The 16,481-nt window shown below is 73.3% G+C and carries 16 protein-coding genes; 9 read left to right on the top strand and 7 right to left on the bottom strand.

Going from position 1 to position 16,481, the window contains the following annotated elements; all coding sequences use genetic code 11:
- Window positions 1-65 precede the first annotated feature (65 nt).
- From GQ466_RS09290 to GQ466_RS09275, 4 genes are read left to right on the top strand one after another with little or no spacing between them, the layout of a single operon-like run.
- Entirely contained in the window at window positions 66-1,127 is a 1,062-nt protein-coding gene (locus tag GQ466_RS09290; protein WP_161102272.1) for a hypothetical protein, read from the top strand.
- A 22-nt stretch (window positions 1,128-1,149) separates the two neighbouring features.
- A complete protein-coding gene (locus GQ466_RS09285; protein WP_161102271.1) occupies window positions 1,150-2,313 on the top strand; it encodes a toxic anion resistance protein in 1,164 nt (387 codons plus the stop codon).
- Window positions 2,310-3,893 (top strand): VWA domain-containing protein, encoded by a 1,584-nt coding sequence (locus tag GQ466_RS09280; RefSeq protein WP_337193388.1) that lies wholly within the window; start codon window positions 2,310-2,312, stop codon window positions 3,891-3,893. Before GQ466_RS09285 ends, GQ466_RS09280 begins: the two co-directional genes overlap by 4 nt.
- A complete protein-coding gene (locus GQ466_RS09275) occupies window positions 3,880-4,518 on the top strand; it encodes a hypothetical protein (RefSeq protein ID WP_337193387.1) in 639 nt (212 codons plus the stop codon). Before GQ466_RS09280 ends, GQ466_RS09275 begins: the two co-directional genes overlap by 14 nt.
- Here GQ466_RS09275 and GQ466_RS09270 read toward each other — a convergent pair whose 3' ends face one another.
- The 3 genes from GQ466_RS09270 to GQ466_RS09260 form a co-directional block, all read right to left on the bottom strand.
- Window positions 4,519-6,084, bottom strand: coding sequence for a Na+/H+ antiporter (locus tag GQ466_RS09270; protein ID WP_161102270.1), 1,566 nt, complete (start codon window positions 6,082-6,084; stop codon window positions 4,519-4,521). It abuts the gene before it with no gap.
- A 207-nt stretch (window positions 6,085-6,291) separates the two neighbouring features.
- On the bottom strand, window positions 6,292-7,044 hold the full coding sequence (locus GQ466_RS09265) for a phytanoyl-CoA dioxygenase family protein (protein ID WP_161102269.1): 753 nt from the start codon (window positions 7,042-7,044) through the stop codon (window positions 6,292-6,294).
- Window positions 7,045-7,089: 45 nt separating this feature from the next.
- Entirely contained in the window at window positions 7,090-8,586 is a 1,497-nt protein-coding gene (locus tag GQ466_RS09260; RefSeq protein WP_161102268.1) for a M20/M25/M40 family metallo-hydrolase, read from the bottom strand.
- A 184-nt stretch (window positions 8,587-8,770) separates the two neighbouring features.
- Between GQ466_RS09260 and GQ466_RS09255 the strand changes: the two genes are divergently transcribed.
- The 5 genes from GQ466_RS09255 (at window position 8,771) to GQ466_RS09240 (ending at window position 12,057) form a co-directional block, all read left to right on the top strand.
- Window positions 8,771-9,841 carry an RDD family protein gene (locus tag GQ466_RS09255; RefSeq protein WP_161102267.1) on the top strand — a complete coding sequence of 357 codons (1,071 nt, stop codon included), beginning with the start codon at window positions 8,771-8,773 and terminating at the stop codon, window positions 9,839-9,841.
- A gap of 31 nt (window positions 9,842-9,872) precedes the next feature.
- Window positions 9,873-10,529 carry a GDSL-type esterase/lipase family protein gene (locus tag GQ466_RS09250; protein WP_161102266.1) on the top strand — a complete coding sequence of 219 codons (657 nt, stop codon included), beginning with the start codon at window positions 9,873-9,875 and terminating at the stop codon, window positions 10,527-10,529.
- A gap of 91 nt (window positions 10,530-10,620) precedes the next feature.
- Complete coding sequence (locus GQ466_RS30675) at window positions 10,621-10,770, top strand: hypothetical protein (protein ID WP_202420029.1); 150 nt, start codon at window positions 10,621-10,623, stop codon at window positions 10,768-10,770.
- A gap of 169 nt (window positions 10,771-10,939) precedes the next feature.
- Window positions 10,940-11,437 (top strand): RNA polymerase sigma factor, encoded by a 498-nt coding sequence (locus GQ466_RS09245; RefSeq protein ID WP_337193386.1) that lies wholly within the window; start codon window positions 10,940-10,942, stop codon window positions 11,435-11,437.
- Window positions 11,434-12,057, top strand: a complete 624-nt coding sequence (locus GQ466_RS09240) for a methylated-DNA--[protein]-cysteine S-methyltransferase (protein WP_161102265.1) — start codon at window positions 11,434-11,436, stop codon at window positions 12,055-12,057. Before GQ466_RS09245 ends, GQ466_RS09240 begins: the two co-directional genes overlap by 4 nt.
- Window positions 12,058-12,402: 345 nt before the next feature.
- Here GQ466_RS09240 and GQ466_RS09235 read toward each other — a convergent pair whose 3' ends face one another.
- The 4 genes from GQ466_RS09235 to GQ466_RS09220 all read right to left on the bottom strand — a co-directional run bounded on the left by GQ466_RS09235 (window position 12,403) and on the right by GQ466_RS09220 (window position 16,377).
- Window positions 12,403-12,960 carry a dihydrofolate reductase family protein gene (locus GQ466_RS09235; RefSeq protein ID WP_161102264.1) on the bottom strand — a complete coding sequence of 186 codons (558 nt, stop codon included), beginning with the start codon at window positions 12,958-12,960 and terminating at the stop codon, window positions 12,403-12,405.
- A 516-nt stretch (window positions 12,961-13,476) separates the two neighbouring features.
- The gene (locus GQ466_RS09230) at window positions 13,477-13,830 is read right to left on the bottom strand and encodes a VOC family protein (RefSeq protein WP_161102263.1); all 354 of its coding nucleotides are present in this window, start codon (window positions 13,828-13,830) and stop codon (window positions 13,477-13,479) included.
- 37 nt (window positions 13,831-13,867) lie between these two features.
- Window positions 13,868-14,791, bottom strand: coding sequence for a metal-dependent hydrolase (locus GQ466_RS09225; protein ID WP_161102262.1), 924 nt, complete (start codon window positions 14,789-14,791; stop codon window positions 13,868-13,870).
- Entirely contained in the window at window positions 14,788-16,377 is a 1,590-nt protein-coding gene (locus GQ466_RS09220; RefSeq protein ID WP_161102261.1) for a flavin-containing monooxygenase, read from the bottom strand. The genes GQ466_RS09225 and GQ466_RS09220 overlap by 4 nt, the downstream gene beginning before the upstream one ends.
- Window positions 16,378-16,481: the final 104 nt, after the last annotated feature.

Here is a 16,481-nt window from a genome sequence, read left to right as displayed (position 1 = left end):
CAGTCACCGGGCGGCAGCGGTTCGGACACCTTCCCGACACCCGGGACTCACAGACTCGCGCCCACATGAGGCGCACATTCTCGATCGTGCTGGCGGGGGCTCTCATCGTCGGCGTCGTGATCGCAATCGTTCAGGGGCGCGGCTCGTCCGGGGGGACCGTGACCGTGCGCGGGGTGATCGGCTCGGAGAAGCAGGCGTTCTTCGACGATCCCGCCGTGCGGAGGGTGCTGGCCAGGCACGGGTTGAAAGTCGAGGTCGACCCGGCGGGGTCGCGGGAGATCGCCACGTCCGTCGACCTCGGGAAGTACGACTTCGCGTTCCCGTCCAGCTCGCCCGCCGCCGACAAGATCCGCCAGCGGCGGCAGGCCGGGCGCTACACGCCGTTCTCGTCGCCGATGGTCGTCGCGACGTTCCAGCCGATCGCGGAGCTGCTGGAGAAGGCGGGCGTCGTCAAGCGGTCCCCGGTGTGGACGTTCGACGTCGCCCGCTACCTCGACCTGGTCGCGCGGAACGTCCGGTGGGACGGCCTCCGGGGCAACACGGCCTACCCCGTCCGCAAGAACATCCTGGTCTCCACGACCGATCCGCGCAGCTCCAACTCCGCCGCCATGTACCTGGCCATCGCGTCGTACGTCGCGAACGGCGACGCGGTCGTGCGGAACCCGGCGGAGGAGCGCAAGGTGCTGCCCGCGCTGTCGCGGCTGTTCCTCGACCAGGGCTACACCGACAACTCGTCCGAAGGCCCGTTCGCGGACTACCTCGCGCTCGGCATGGGCAAGACGCCGCTGGTCTGCGCATACGAGGCGCAGTTCGTGGACGCCGCCGTGCGCGGCCGGCTCAAGCCCGGCATGGTGCTGATGTACCCGTCGCCGACCGTGCTGTCCAAGCACACGCTGATCCCGCTGGACGGCAGGGGCGACCGCGTCGGCCGCCTGCTGAGCACCGACGCCGAACTCCAGCGCCTCGCCGCCCGGCACGGCTTCCGCACCGCCGACCCCGCGCAGTTCGCCGCGGTGGCGAGGGAGCGCCGCGTGCCCGTCGCCCCGGACCTCATCGACGTGGTCGACACCCCCTCCTACGACACCCTCGAACACCTCCTGACCGGGGTCGCCAAGGCGTACGGGTGACGGGGCCGAAGAAGGAGCAACGATGACGCAGAACGGGGACCTCCTCCTCACGCCGCCCGAGCCGGTGGCGCCCGTCCCGGCCGAGCGCGCCGAGACGCTGATCCCGCTGGACGACGCGACGCGCGACGCGCTCGCCGAGCGGGCCCGGACGTACGTGGACGAGCTGGCGCGCCTCGACCCCCGCACCCCCGCGTTCCTGGCGAAGATCGGGGAGATCGCCGGGCTCGGCGACGGGGAGATGCGCGCGTCCGCCGCGGCCGCGAACCGGATGCTGAACCGCTCGGTGGCGGCGCTCGCGGGCGCCAGGGGCGACGCCGCCGACGCCCAGAAGCGCGTCGCGGGCGGCCTGCTGGAGCTGCGCCGCACGGTCGAGGACCTCGACCCGAAGGACGCGGGCAGGCTCACTGGCCGGCGACTGCTGTCCAAACTGCCGTTCGGGAGGTCCCTGCGCGACTTCGTGAACCGGTACCAGTCCGCGAACGTGCACATCAACAAGATCGTCACGGTGCTGCGGTCCGGCCAGGACGAGCTGCGCCGCGACAACGCCGCCATCCAGAACGAGCGCGCGAGCCTGTGGGCGACGATGGGCAAGCTCCAGGAGTACGCGGTGCTGGCCCGCGCGCTGGACGAGGCCGTCGAGCAGCGGGTCGCGGACACCGCCGACGAGGAGCGGGCCACCGCGCTGCGGGTGGACGTCCTGTTCCCCGTCCGCCGGAAATATCAGGACATCCTCACCCAGCTCGCGGTCTGCGCGCAGGGCTATCTCGCGCTGGACACCGTCCGCCGCAACAACGACGAGCTGATCCGGGGCGTGGACCGGGCGGCGTCCACGACCGTCTCGGCGCTGCGGATCGCCGTCACGATCGCGGCGGCGCTGTCCAACCAGAAGCTCGTCATCGAGCAGGTCACCGCGCTGCGCGGCACGACCGAGGACATCATCCGGCTCAACGCCGACATGCTCGACGGCCAGAGCGGCGAGATCCAGCGGATCGCGGCCGAGCCCGCCGTCGGCCTGGAGACGCTGCGGTCGTCGTTCGAGCAGATCTACCGGACGATCGACGCCATCGACACCTACAAGGCGCAGGCCATCACCAACATGCAGAGCACGGTCGACGCGCTCGACGGCGAGCTGAACCGCGCGAGCGCCTACCTGGCGCGCGCCCACGAGCGGGACGAGAGCGCGTGAGGCGACGCGGCACGGCGGTCTTGGCCGCGGCGGTCCTCGCGCTGGCCGCCGGGTGCGACGCCACCGGCGCGGAAAGCGGCGGGACGCTGCGAATCCTCGCGAGCAGCGAGCTGGCCGACCTGCGGCCGGTGCTGGCGGCGGCGCGCAAGGACATCGGCGTCACGGTCAAACTGGACTACACCGGGACGATCGATGGCGTCCAGCAGGTCGTGGACGGCACGGCCGAGCGGGCGCACGACGCGATCTGGTTCTCGTCCAACCGCTACCTGGCGCTCCAGCCGGGTGCGCGGGCCGCGCTCGGCCCGTCGGTCAAGACGATGGCGTCGCCGGTGGTGCTGGGGCTGCGGGCGTCCGTCGCGCACGGCCTCGGGTGGGACCGGACGCGCCCGACGTGGGCCGCCATCGCCGCAGCCGCCGGGGCGAAGAGGTTCACCTACGGGATGACGAACCCGGTGTCGTCCAACTCGGGGTTCTCCGCGCTCGTGGGCGTCACGGCCGCGCTCGCCGACACCGGCGCGGCCCTGGACACGGCCGCCGTCGACCGGGTGGCGCCGAAGCTGCGCGGGTTCTTCGCGGCGCAGCGGCTGACGTCCGGTTCGTCCGGCTGGCTGTCGGACACCTACGCCGCCGACCCGGGCCGCGTGGACGGGCTGGTCAACTACGAGTCGGTGCTGCTGACGCTGAACGCGTCCGGGAAGCTGCCGGAGCCGCTGACGCTCGTCTACCCGAGCGACGGCGTCGTCACGGCCGACTATCCGCTGACGCTGCTGTCGTCCGCGCCGCGGAACGCCTCCGACACGTTCCGCAGGCTCACGGCGTATCTGCTGCGGCCCGCCGTCCAGCGGAAGATCATGGACGCGACGCACCGCCGTCCGGTCGTGCCGGGCGTGCGGCCGTCCGCCGGGTTCGGCCCCGAGCCGCCGGAGCTGCCGTTCCCGGCCCGGCGGCAGGCCGCCGACGCGCTGATCGACGCCTACTTCAACCGGCTGCGGCGGCCGTCCCGCACGGTCTACGTCCTGGACGTGTCCGGTTCGATGGAGGGCTCGCGGCTCGCGTCGCTGAAGTCCGCCCTGACGGCCCTGACCGGCGCGGACACCTCGCTGTCCGGCCGGTTCCAGCGCTTCCACGACCGCGAGGAGGTCACGCTCCTGCCGTTCAGCGACAAGCCGGGCCCGCCCGCGACCTACGTCGTCCCGGAGCGGAACCCGGGCGCCGAACTGGCGCGGATCCGCAATTACGCGGGCGGCCTGCGGGCGCGGGGCGGGACGGCGATCTACGACAGCCTGGAACGCGCGTTCGCGGTGGTCGGCGAGCAGGCGGCGCGCGAGCCCGACCGGCTCACCTCGATCGTGCTCATGTCCGACGGCGAGAGCAACGCGGGCGCGGACGCCGGCGACTTCCGCGCCTGGTACGGGACGCGGCCCGCCGCGCTGCGCGGCGTCCCGGTGTTCCCGATCCTGTTCGGCGAGTCGGCGACCGGCGAGATGAACGACCTCGCAACGCTCACCCGGGGCCGGACGTTCGACGCGCGGACACAGTCGCTGTCCAGCGTGTTCAGGGAGATCCGTGGCTATCAGTGACCGGATCGTCCGCTACCTCGGCTCGGTCAAGAACCTCGTCGGCTGCGTCGGGGGGCTCGTCGGGCTCGGCCTGCACTTCACCGGCGTGGCGGGGCCGTACTCGCCGGCCGTCGTCGCCGGGCTGTACGCCGCCGGGGCGCTGCTCGCGCCGCCGGAGAAGGTCGCGCTGGTGCTGGACGACACGGTCGCCGAGACCGGGCGGCTGCGCGCGGACCTGGCGGGGCTGGTCGGCCGCGTCCGCGCGCACCGCGCCCCGCCCGAGGCGCTGGCGCGGCTGGACGCGATCGCCGGGATGCTGCGCGACCTGCTGAGCCGTCCGGAGGTGCTGACGGCGGCGCCCGACCCGCTGTACGAGATCTCCCGCGCGATCCGGACCGACCTCCCGACGAGCTTCGAGACCTACCTCAACCTGCCGCGCTGGTACGCGCTGCGCCGCGCGGGGCACCGGACGGCGTCGGAGGAACTGCTGAGCCAGCTCGACCTCATCGCGGCGTCGCTGACGCGCACCGCCGACGACCTGTACGCGGCGGAGGCGCAGCGGCTGCGCGACCACACCGAGTACCTGCGCGGACGGGAGCGGGAGGGCGGACTGACGCTGCCGGACTCGCCGTCCGCCGAACCGTAGTCAGCGGCGGCGCTCCAGCCGGATCTCCTCGATGTCGAGGGCGGCCTGCACCTCGCGCAGCACCAGGTCGTCGATGCGGCGCTCGTCGCGGAGCTTGACGACGGTCGCGCGCTTGCGGGCGATCAGCGCCAGGCGCAGTGCGGTCGCCCGCTCCTCGCGGTGCAGCGCGGGATCGTCCGGGTCGCCGGCGCGCAGCAGGTCGAGCCGGTCCTCGTACTCGCGGCGCAGCCGGTCGGCGAGGTCGGGGTCGGCGCCGAGGTCGGCCGCGAGGCCGGGCAGCGCGTCCAGCGCCTCCTCGATCGCCGCGACCTGCGCGAACCGGTGCTCGTCGCGCGCGCCCGTGTCGTGCGGGAGCCGGGCCCAGCGGACGACGGCCGGGAGCACGAGCGCCTGCGACAGCGCGACCACGATGACCCCGAAGGTGACGAACACCAGTATGTCGCGGTCAGGGAAGGGTCGCCCCGACGCGACGGTGTGCGGGACGGCGAGCGCGGCGGCCAGCGACACCGCGCCGCGGAACCCCGAGAACCCGCTGACGATCCGGACGCGGTACCCGACGCGCCTGCTCCGCTGCTGCGGACGCCGGTCGAGGAGCCGGACGAGGTAGGGCGCGGTGAACAGCCACGCGAACCGGGAGCCGATGAGCACCCCCGAGACGGCCGCGACCAGCAGCAGCGCGTCGGTGACGTCGGCGCTGGTCAGGCCGCGCACGGCGGTCTGCGCCTCCAGCCCGACGAGGACGAACAGGGCGCCGTTGACGAGGAACGCGGCCAGCGACCAGAAGTCCTCGGCCTGGCGGCGGGTCGCGGCCCGTCCGGCGCGCGGCCCGGACTGGCTGACCGTCAGCCCGCACACCACGACCGACAGGACGCCGGACGCGTGGATGCTCTCGGCCAGCAGGAACGCGGCGAACGGGGTGAGGAGCATGGTCACGTTCGCGAGCAGCGGCTCGTCCAGGCGGCGGCGGATCCGGACGCCGAGCCACGCCGTCGCGAGCCCGGCCGCCGTCCCGCCGCCGTAGGCGAGCAGCAGGAGCGCGCCGACGCGCGGCGCCTCGAAGTGCTCGTCCCCGGCCGTGACGCCGACGGCGATCCCGTAGATGACGAGGGCCGTCCCGTCGTTGATCAGGCTCTCGGTGCGCAGGACGGTCACGTCGCGGCGCGGCAGCGAGCGCGCGAGGACGCCCACGGCCGTCGCGTCGGTCGGCGCGAGGGCCGCGCCGAGCACCCACGCCGGGCCCCACGGGAGACCGAGCGCGTGCGCGGTGGACGCGACGATCGCGGCGGTCATGAAGACGAGGAGCGTGCCGAGCAGGACGATGCTGCGCAGGTTGCTGCGGATCTCGCGCAGCGACGTCGTGAGGCTCTCCCAGAACAGCAGCGCGGGCAGGAACAGCAGCAGCACCGCCTCGGGCGGCAGGTGCACCCGCCGCAGCGCCGGGACGAAGCCGAGCAGCACGCCGCCGGCGAGCAGGAGCACCGGCGGGGCGACGTGCAGCCGCCGTCCGGCGACGTTGCCCGCCAGCACCGCCGCGCCGAGGACGACGACGAGTTCGAGGCCGAGCACGGCGTCCCCCCTTCGTCGCGGCGGCCTGCGGTGATCGTTCCCCGTCGCCGGCGGCCCGACGCGTCCCGCCTCGCGGCGCGGTGACAAGAAGGCGGCGGGACACGCTCATTCCCTGCCTAGCGCCGCGCGACTGTGTGATACATACTTCGGTACACCTTCCGGGGGGACGGGAGAATTCCAGGGCTCGCGTTCCTCCGGAAGGCCCCGTCAGGCGTCGAGCGCGCGCGTCACCGGCGCGTCGGGCGCGGGCGGCCCGGCCGGGAGAAGCTTCGGCTGGCCGAGCGGGCGCGGGCGCGTCCCGTGGTGCGGCTGCCCGGCGTGGACGAGGAACGGGTGGCACAGGTAGACGTCGCCCGCGGCGCCCGTCGCGGGGGCGATCCGGCGGTGCCGGGAGGCGGCCTCGGCGCGCCCGGCCAGCGTGCGGGCGTCCAGGCCCCGCTCCCCCGCCGGTTCGAGGACCCGCGCCGTGTCCCGGTGGGATCCGGCGCGCAGCCGGGTGGGCGCGTCGTCCGGGCCGACGTCGGAGAACAGGAACAGCATGAGCAGCGCGGCGTCCCGGGACCGGGCGTTCGCCCGCCACGTCATGTAGTCATCGGGCGTTGAGTCGTCGCCGGGGAAGCTGACGTCGACGTGCCAGCCGTCCACGCGCGCGGGGCCGCCGCCGGGGAACCGGACAACGATGCCGCCGAGGGCGTCGCGCGGCGTCCAGCGTCCCCGGCCCACCAGGGCGTCGAACGCGGCGTGCAGGCACGGGGTGTTCGCGGCGGCCCGGAAGGGCGGTTCGGCCGAGCCGGGGAGCGCGGCGGCGGGTCCCGGCCAGGTGTCCGGATCGTCCGGGTCGACGGCCAGGTCGCGCCAGATGGCCGCGCGGCACCCGGCCGCGACGTCGCGGGGGAACGCGCCCTCGATCCGGACGAAACCGTCCCGGACGAAGGCGTCGATCCGGGCGTCGTCCAGCATGACGCCCAGGATGCCCGCGGTGTCGCGGCCGGGGCCAGCGGTTTTCTAGCGTGCGGCGTACGGGCCGGGGTGCGCGGCCGTGGTCACGGCCTGCCGCCGGGTCCGCGCGCTGCCGTTCACGGTGAGGGTGCTGTACGCGAACGCCTCGATGGCGGACGTCGTGGCACCGATCATCTGCCGGAAGCCGGTGAGGTTCACGTTGTCATAGCGGTCGCAGGACTGGTGGTAGCACGGGTCGTACGGCTGACCGGCCGTACCGCCGTACGTGGCCGCCTGCGCGGCCGTCTTGACGCCCTCGGCACCGGTGAACACGCCGCCGGCGGGGATGCCCGCGCCGATGAACGCGTTGTAGTCCGACCGTCCGTCGAACGCCGTGGGCTCGGTGGCCAGCTTGCGGGCGGCGAAGTAGTCGGTGAACGTCTTCTCGATCGCCCCGGACCCGGCGGGCGCCTCGACGTTGTTCTGGCCCGCGCTGTTGTCGCCGTCGATGACGAACCGGACGAAGTTGGGCGAGGCGAGCATGTCGAAGTTGAGATCCAGCGCGATATTGCCCAGGTCGTCCGGGGTGAGGCTGTCGACGTAGTGCTGGGAGCCGAGCAGCCCTTCCTCCTCCGCGCCCCAGAACGCGAACCGGACCTTGTTGCGCAGCTTGCCGCCGAGCTTGGCGATCTGCCGTGCGGTCGCGAGGAGCGTCGCGGTGCCGGAGCCGTCGTCGTTGATGCCCGGTCCTTCGGTCACGCTGTCGTTGTGGGCGCCGACCACCACGATGTTGTCGGCTCGTCCGCGCTTGGTGTCGGCGATGACGTTCGCCGTGGTGCGCTTCTGGTTCAGGGTGTCGGTCTTGACGTGGAGGGTCACGCCCCCGTTCTGGGCCTTCTTGACCAGGTCGGTGCCGATCGCGTTGGTCGGGCCGACGACCGGGACGTCGAACGCGCGGGTCAGCGTGCCCGCGACCGGGCCGTCCACGTCGGGACGCTGGTAGATCACCACCGCGCTCGCCCCGGCGGCGACGGCGTTGCCCGCCTTGTCGGCGAAGAAGCAGCCGCCGCGCTGGATCAGCGCGACGTGGCCCTTCGGGAAGCCGGTGAAGTCGTCGGCCTCGCAGCCGCTGCCCGCGCCGGCCGCCGCCGGGTCGACCGGGGTCGCGGGGGCGGTGACGTCGCCGGTGCCGGAGTACTGGAGCGTCGCGAAGTCGGTGTCGGGGGCGAACGTCTTCGGTTCCGGGGCTGTCTCGGCGAGGACGGGCTCGCTCAGCTCCTGCCAGAAGTCGAAGGTGAAGTTCTGGACGGTCGGGGTGTACCCGGCGCGCTTCAGCTGGTCGACGATGTACTTGATCGTGATCGTGTTCCCGGCGAGTCCGGCGGCGCGGTTGCCGCCGTTGGCGTCCGCGATCTTCTGGAGGTCGAGCTGGTGGCGGCGGACGTCCTGGAGCGTCACCAGCCGGGCCAGCTTCGACGGGGGCGCGTCGGCCCGCGCGGCGGTGAGCGGCGTCGCGGCCAGGGCGACGGCCGCCAGAACCGCCAAAGCGGTCTTACTTGCCATTCCGGTCCTCCAGTCAGGAGACGGTCAATTTTCGCAGCCTGACAGTCGGCCCCGCGTCCGACAAGAGCGCGGCGCGGCGGTGGCGCGGCCGATCCCGGCCTTCCGGAACGGGTCGCATGATCAGCCTGGATCGCCCTAGAATCTGGCGTTCCCGCCAGCTCCGCGTGACCCGTGAGGGGTGCCCGTGTACGGCCCGCCGCCCCACCCGCCGCTGCCCGCTCCCGTCCCCGCGCCCGTGCCTGCGCCCGCGCCAGACCGCGCGCCGCACGGGCGCCGACTCGCCGCACGGGGCATCGACGCGCTCCTGCTGTTCGGCGTCGCCTGCCTGCTCGCGCTGATGACGTGGGGGCGGCTGCACGAACTCGCGGTCGACGGCCTCTGGGGGAAGGCCCTCGGCGCCGGCGGCACGCTCCTGACGTCCGGCGACGTCGGACGGGCCGCGTCGGACTTCGGCACCTCGGTGTGGGGGTCGTTCACCGCCGCCGTCGAGGAGGCGTTCCTGCTGCTCGTGCTGGCCGAGCTGCTGTACCAGTTCGCCGGGCAGGCGTGGCTCGGGCGGACGGTCGGGAAGGCGGCGATGGACCTGCGCGTCCGGACGTCCGCCGACGCCCGGCCCGGCGCGGGCCGTGCGCTCCGGCGGTCGGTCGTCACGACGGCTGGTAGTTCGGGTCTGTACTGCCTGGCCTGGATCCTCTTGCTCGAAGGCCAGTTCTTCCTGTCGGTCGTGCTGTGGGTGGCGGCGCTGGCGGCGTTCTTCGCGACGAGCGTCCCGGCCCTGCTCGGGCGGCGGCGCCGGACGCTCGCCGACCTCGTCGCCGGGACCGTGGTCGTCCGCGCCGGGACCTACCGCCGCGCCGTCGCCGCCGCCCGCGACGGCGCCGGACGGGCCTGGGACGGCACGCAGGCGGCCGGGCAGATCGCGGGCGGGGCCGTCCGGGAGAGCGCCGCCGCGCAGGCCGAGCGGATGCGGCGCGCGCTGGAGTCCGAGCAGGCCCGCCGGATGCAGGACCTCGGCCGCCAGTCCGCCGACCGGATGCGCGACGCGCTCACCGGCGACCGCGCCCAGCGCGTCCAGGACGCGGGGCGGCGCTTCGGCGGCCGGGTCCGCGACGCCTACCGCGACCGCCGCGACGCCCGGCAGATCCCGCCGCCGCCTCCCCCGGCGGCCCTGCCGCCGCCGTCGCCCGCGCCCCACCTTCCGTACGAAACGCCGGTCCCGCCGGAGGCGCCGCGCCGGGACGGCATGGCAGGCTGAGCGTCCGCGTCCGCGAGAAGGGGAGTCGCCCGTGTCCGACACCAGACGGATCCTGTGCTTCGGCGACTCCCTGACCTGGGGTTGGGTGCCCGTCCCCGGGACGGTGCCGACGCGCCGCTACCCGGCCGCCGAGCGGTGGCCCGGCGCGCTCGCCGCCGCGCTCGGCCCCGGCCACGAGATCGTCGAGGAGGGGCTGAGCGGCCGTACGACCGACGCCGACGACCCGCTCGACCCGCGCCTCAACGGCAGCGCTTACCTGCCCACGGCTCTCGCCAGCCACCATCCGCTGGACGTCGTCGTTCTCATGCTCGGCACGAACGACACCAAGACGTACTTCAACCGGACGCCGTTCGACATCGCGACGGGGATGGCGCGTCTCGTCGACCAGGTGGCCCGTTCGGGGAACGACGTCGGAACGTCGTATCCGGCGCCGAAAACCCTGATCGTCGCGCCGCCGCCGCTGGGCGTCATCTCCGATCCGTGGTTCGCCGAGGTGTTCCGGGGGTCGCGGGCGAAGACCGTCGACCTGCCGCGCGTCTACGGCGCCCTCGCCGACTTCACGGGCGCCGCGTTCTTCGACGCCGGTCAGGTCGTCGCGACCGAGGGCGTGGACGGCGTGCACTTCACCGCCGCCGCCAACGTGCGGCTCGGCCGGGCGCTCGCCGAGGTCGTCGCGGGCCTGCTCTGAGTGATCGTTCCGAACGGATCGGGCGGCCCGTTCGTTGGACCGGTCGAGGCGGCGGTGATCCCATCGCCGCCGGGACGGCCGAGGAGAGCCCATGCCATCGCTCACCGAACGGATCCGGCGATTCCTCAACAGCCCGCAGGGACGCCAGGCCCGCGCCCGCGTCGAGGGGGTCGCGCGCGACCCCCGCAACCGCGAGCGGGCGCGCGGCCTGCTCGCGCGGCTGCGGAACCGGCGCCGCTGATCGCTTCGGGCTCCCGGCCGCGCGCCGGGAGCCCGGGGCGCGCTACCGGGCGCCGGGCGAGACCTCGGTGTTCGTGTTCTTCGGGCCCGTCGCGGTCGTCGGGGCGCCGCCGCGAAAAGATCTTGCGATCGGGATCTCACGTTTCGCGCCGCCCGGACGTTTACCAGATGTGAGCCTGCAACCGTTCGAGCAGATCGTGGCCGACCACGGGCCGATGGTGCTGCGCGTGTGCCGCGCGGTCGTCGGCCCGGCGGACGCGGAGGACGCCTGGTCCGAGACGTTCCTGGCCGCGCTGCGGAGTTATCCGCAACTGCGGCCGGACGCGAACGTCGAGGCGTGGCTGGTGACCGTCGCGCACCGCAAGGCCGTCGACCTGGCCCGTGCCGCCGCGCGCCGGGCGGTGCCGGTCGGGGACGTCCCCGACGGCGCCGCGCCCGACGGCCGTCCCGAGGACTGGGAGGGCGACCTGTGGGCGGCGCTGCGGACCCTGCCCGAACGGCAGCGGCGGGCGGTGGCGTACCACTACCTGGCGGGCCTGCCCTACCGGGACATCGCCGCGATCACCGAGACGACGACCGACGCCGCCCGCCGCGCCGCCGCGGACGGCATGAAGACCCTGCGCGCGATCTATCGCGGACCCATCGAAGAAAGGGGGGCGGCCCGATGACGACCGCGTCCGAATCCGAACCCCGCCGCCTGCCGACGGAAATCCCCGAGGACGACAGCCCACTGCTGGAACGCCTGCGCGAGCGCCTGCGCGACCACGCCGAGCGCGCAGGCCTGCTCGACATCGCCTACAGCACCGTGGACACCCCGGTAGGGGAACTGCTGCTAGCGGCGACCGAGGACGGCCTCGTCAAAGTGGCCTACCCGACACAGGACCACGAGGCCGTCCTACAGCAACTCGCCGCAGACGTCAGCCCGCGCATCATGAACGCGCCCGCCCGCCTGGACGAAGCGGCCCGCCAGATCGACGAGTACTTCACCGGCCGCCGAACCCGCTTCGAGCTGACCCTCGACTGGCGGCTCTCCAGGGGCTTCCGCCACGGCGTCCTGACCCACCTGTCGGACATCGACTACGGCCACACCGAAAGCTACGCCGAGGTGGCCGCCGCAGTAGGCAGCCCCCGCGCCGTCCGCGCCGTCGGCACGGCCTGCGCAAAGAACCCACTGCCCGTCGTCGTCCCCTGCCACCGCGTGGTCCGCTCCGACGGCACGTCCGGCGGCTACGTCGGCGGCCCCGAAGCCAAGGAGACCCTGCTAGCCCTCGAATCCACCCCAACCTGACCACAAACAAAGCCGAGCCCGGCCCAACGCCAGGACGGCAGCCCACCGCTCACCGGGCCTCAGCTCCCAGCGGGGCCGGCCCGATGCCGAGGCGACGGCCGACCACTCACCGGGACTCAGCTGCCAGCGAAGCCGGTCCGGTGCCCCGGGTAGCGGCCTACCGCTCGCCGGGCCTCAGCTGCGAGCAGGGCCCGAGCCGGTACCGGGCGGCGGGGTTCACTGGCAGGGGGCTTAGCTCCCAGCGGAGCCCGGTCCAGTGCCCAGGTGACGGGCTACCGCTCGCCAGGGCTCAGTTCCCGGCAAGGTGCGGCCCGATGCCGGGGTAGCGGGGTCCGCTCGGCGGGCTCAGCTGCTGGCGGGGACGTACACGAGTTCGAGAATTCCCGAGGAAAAGGAGGTGCAGGTGACCAGACGAAGTTTCGTGGCCTGAGCCAGTTCGGGGAACAGCGGAGCGCCCTTGCCGGTGACGGCGGGCAGCACCCACAGCCGGTACTCGTCCACCACACCGAGCTTGATCAAGGAGTGGAGGAACGCGGTGCCGCCAGCGGCGACGAGGTCCTTGCCGGGCTCGGCTTTGAGCCGGGCGATCTCCTCGGCGGTGTCGCCGCGGGCGATTCGGGTCTCGGGCCAGGCGTCGGCCGAGTCGAGGGTGCGGGAGAACACGACCTTGGGGATCTCGTTCATGGGCTTGGCGGACGGGTGGTCGGAGCCGGGCCAGTACGCGGCCATGCTCTCGTAGGTGTTCCGTCCCATGAGGAAGGCACCGGCGTCCCACAGCCGACGGACGAAGTACTCCTCCTGCTCAGGGTCGTCGATGCTCATCATGACGTCGCGGATCCCGTTGTCCGCGTCCGCGCTCTTACCGTCCAGCGAAACGTAGAAACCCAGAATCAGCTTGCGCATCGATGCCTCCCACTGCTTCGCCTGAGCCGGGAGCGTCCCGGCGCAAGCCCAACGCTCCGCACGACGCACCGGCTCATCGCCGGTCCGCGTCCGCCACTCGACCGGCTCACTCGGCCGGTCGCCAGTTCAGACCATCGGGCCGAGCAGAACTCATCGGCCCCGAGTCAAATGCCAGACGAGGGTGCGGCGCGCCGCTGCACTCGAACTCAGCTCCCAGACGGGGTCCAGGCGGGTCGCGGCCCCCGAAGGCAGGCGCCGAAAGGAGGTTCAGGCACGGCACTCGAAGACAGGCGCCCGACGGGAGTGCGGGCGCGTCGTGGCACTCGGCGTCAGGCGCCGGACGGAGATTCGAGCGCGTCGCTCGACGTCGGGAGCTGGACGGCAGGCGGACCAGGCACAAGTCTCGTGGCCCGATCCGGTTCGGCGGGCAGCACCCACAGCCGGTACTCGGCCTCAAGCTCGGCATTCCCGTCCGCCGTGGGTGCGGACAGCGCGACCGCGGCGCGGTCGAGGCCGTCAGGCGGGCTGCCAGAGTTCGACGCGATTGCCTGCCGGGTCGGTGACCCAGCCGAAGCGGCCGACGCCGTCGAGGTCCTGCGTCTCGTCGGCGACGTCCGCTCCCTTCGCGCGCAACTGGGCGAGCATCGCGTCGAGGTCGCGGACGCGGAAGTTGAGCATCGTCTGCTGGGTGCGGGAGCCGAAGTAGTCGGTCTCGGGCTCGAACGTCGCGAACACCGTCCCGCCGGCTTCCTGGTTCCACAGGCCGTTCTCGTCGACGTCCAGGCCCAGGCACTCGCGGTACCACGCGGCCAGTGCCGCCGGGTCGGCGGCGCGGAGGAAGTATCCGCCGATGCCGAGCACACGTTCCATACCGTCATCCTGCCCGAATTCGCCGTGCACCCGCGTCTCAATCGCCGGGAGGGGGTTCGGGGGTGTCCGGGGGTTCGGGGGCGTCGCGGTAGTTGGCGTGGGCGACGAGGGTGCCTTCGGGGCCGAACAGTTCGGTGCGCCAGCGTTCCAGGAGGGCGGTGTTGTCGAAGTCGTCGGGGTGGAAACCGGGGCGGTTGTAGGCGCGCAGCCGACGGATCACGTCGCGGGCGACGAAGGGGGAACGGGGGATGCGGGCGAGGCTGCGCGGCAGGCGGAACGGGGTGTAGGTCGCTCGGTCGCCCAGCACTGACAGCGTCGTGGCTAGGACGACGTGCAGTAGGAGCAGTGTGCTGATCACGCGCATCGACCAGATGCGCAGGCGTTCGCCGCCGCCGGTCGCGCGGTACACGTCGAACGCTACGGCCTTGTGCTCGGATTCCTCCAGCGCGTGCCAGAGCAGGATCCGGCCCGCCTGGTTGTCGCCGAGCATCGCCTGCGCCCGCTTGCTGGTCAGCAGTTGTTCGGCGATCGTCGCCGTGTAGTGCTCCAGGCCGGCGGTGAAGGCCAGCCGGACGCGCGGCGGCAGGGTCCGGTCGGCCACCGCCAGCGCGTGTTCGATGAACCGGTGCGTCCAGTCGGTGCGGTAGCCGAGGTCGCGGAGCGCCTTGTTGAGGTGGTCGTGTTCCCGGCTGTGCACGACCTCCTGGCCGATGAAGCCGCGCACCTGGGCGGCCAGCTCGGGGTCGGTGATCCGGTCGCGGTAGTGGCGCACCGAGCGGACGAAGAAGTCCTCGCCCGGCGGGAAGGTCGCCGACAGCACCGCGACGGTGTGGCTCATGATCAGGTCGCCGTCCGCGTAGTGGCGGCGCAGTGCCCCGGCGGGATGGGCGAAGCGGACGCGCCGGACGCGGAGGGCGCGGTGCGGGACCGGCTGGGATGCGGGCTGCTCGGAGATCGTCATGCCGTCCTCTCGGCCCTTTCGGGGCGGGCTCCCGGTACGTCCCCGGACACGGCCGGGGCGTCGGGAGCCGAGTACGCGTAGTCGTCCAGGGGGAAGGTCGTGCTGGCGCGCCTGGCCTGCGCCGAACTCGTCGGCCGTAGATAGGGGGTGTCGCCGTGGTGGTCGAAGTAGTAGCTGTTCGCGGCTGCGCAGTCGGGCGCGCTCCACAGCGAGCCCGCGAGGCGGTCGCGCATCCGCGCGGTCCACTGCTCGGTCGGCCCGGGACGCACCTCGACCACGTCCGCGCCGCGTCGGCGGGCCTCTTCGAGGACGCGCACGACGTGGGCCGACGTCGTCTCCACGAGCTGGTGCCACGTCCCGCCGACCCAGCCGTACGGGCCGAACATCATGAAGTGGTTGGGCAGGCCGGGGATGCTCACGCCCTCGTAGGACGCCAGCCGGTGGTCGGTGTAGGCGGTCGCGAGGTCGAACCCGTCCCGGCCGCGCACCGGCGTGCGCCGGAAGTTCTCCGGGTCGCTGGCCAGCCGGAAGCCGGTGGCGAGGACGAGCGCGTCCACCGTCCGTTCGCGTCCGTCCACGGTACGGACGCCGTCCGGGGTGATGCGCTCGATGGTGTCGGTCACGAGTGACACGTTCGGGCGGTTGAACGTCCGCAGATACGTGTTCGACACCGACGGACGCTTGCACCCCAGCCCGTAGCGCGGCGTCAGGGCGCGCCGGGTCTCCCGGTCGCGGATCTGCCACCGGTACCAGAGGGCGCGCAGCAGTCGAGCGGCGCCGCGCGTGAGGTAGGGCGCCCGGCCGTGGTGGACGACCGCGTCGATCAGCATCAGTTCGACGCCGCGCGTCGCCGCCCGCCGGACCGCGTCCTGCACGCGGGGCGCCCGCCGGTACAGGCGCATCAGCGCCGGGGGGATCGTCAGGTCCGGTTTCGGCGCGACCCAGATGGGCGTGCGCTGGTAGACGTCCAGTCGCGCCGCGCGGGCCGCGAGCTTCGGGACGAGCTGCACCGCGCTCGCCCCCGTCCCGACGACCGCGACGCGCTTGCCCGTCAGGTCGCAGGCGTCGTCCCAGCGCGCCGAGTGCAGCACGGTGCCGGTGAACGTGCCGACGCCGGGGATGTCGACGGGCTTGGGGTCCACGAACGGGCCGATCGCGCTGACCACGAACCGCGCGGTCACCTCTCCCCCGCCCGCGATTGCGAGCCGCCAGAGCCGCGCGTCGGCGTCCCACGCGCGCTCGACGATCTCGGTGCCGCAGCGGACGTGCCGCCGCAGGTCGTACCGGTCGGCGAGCCGGTCGAGATACGCCTTGACCTCGGCGCCCGGCGCGAACACCCGGCTCCAGTCCGGGTTGAGCGCGAAGCTGAACTGGTACGCCTGGGCGGGGACGTCCACGCCGACGCCCGGATAGGTGTTGTCGCGCCAGGTGCCGCCGATGTCCCCGGCGCGCTCCAGCAGGACGAAGTCGTCCCATCCGGCGCGCCGCAGCGCGATGCCCATCCCGAGCCCGCTCAGCCCCGCGCCGATGATCGCGACCTCGGTGTCCGGCCGGTCCGCACGGGACGTGCGCCGGTCAGCGGCCATCGTCGGCCTCCCTGCCTCGGACACTCTGTTATAAAGCGCGTCTAATAGGACAGCACGTGCGCCAGATCACGTCAAGGGCGCGGAGACGGTCGCGCGCGTCCCGG

Source organism: Actinomadura rayongensis (assembly GCF_009831215.1).
Classification (GTDB): domain Bacteria; phylum Actinomycetota; class Actinomycetes; order Streptosporangiales; family Streptosporangiaceae; genus Spirillospora; species Spirillospora rayongensis.
This window is presented reverse-complemented; position numbering and strand designations above follow the sequence as displayed.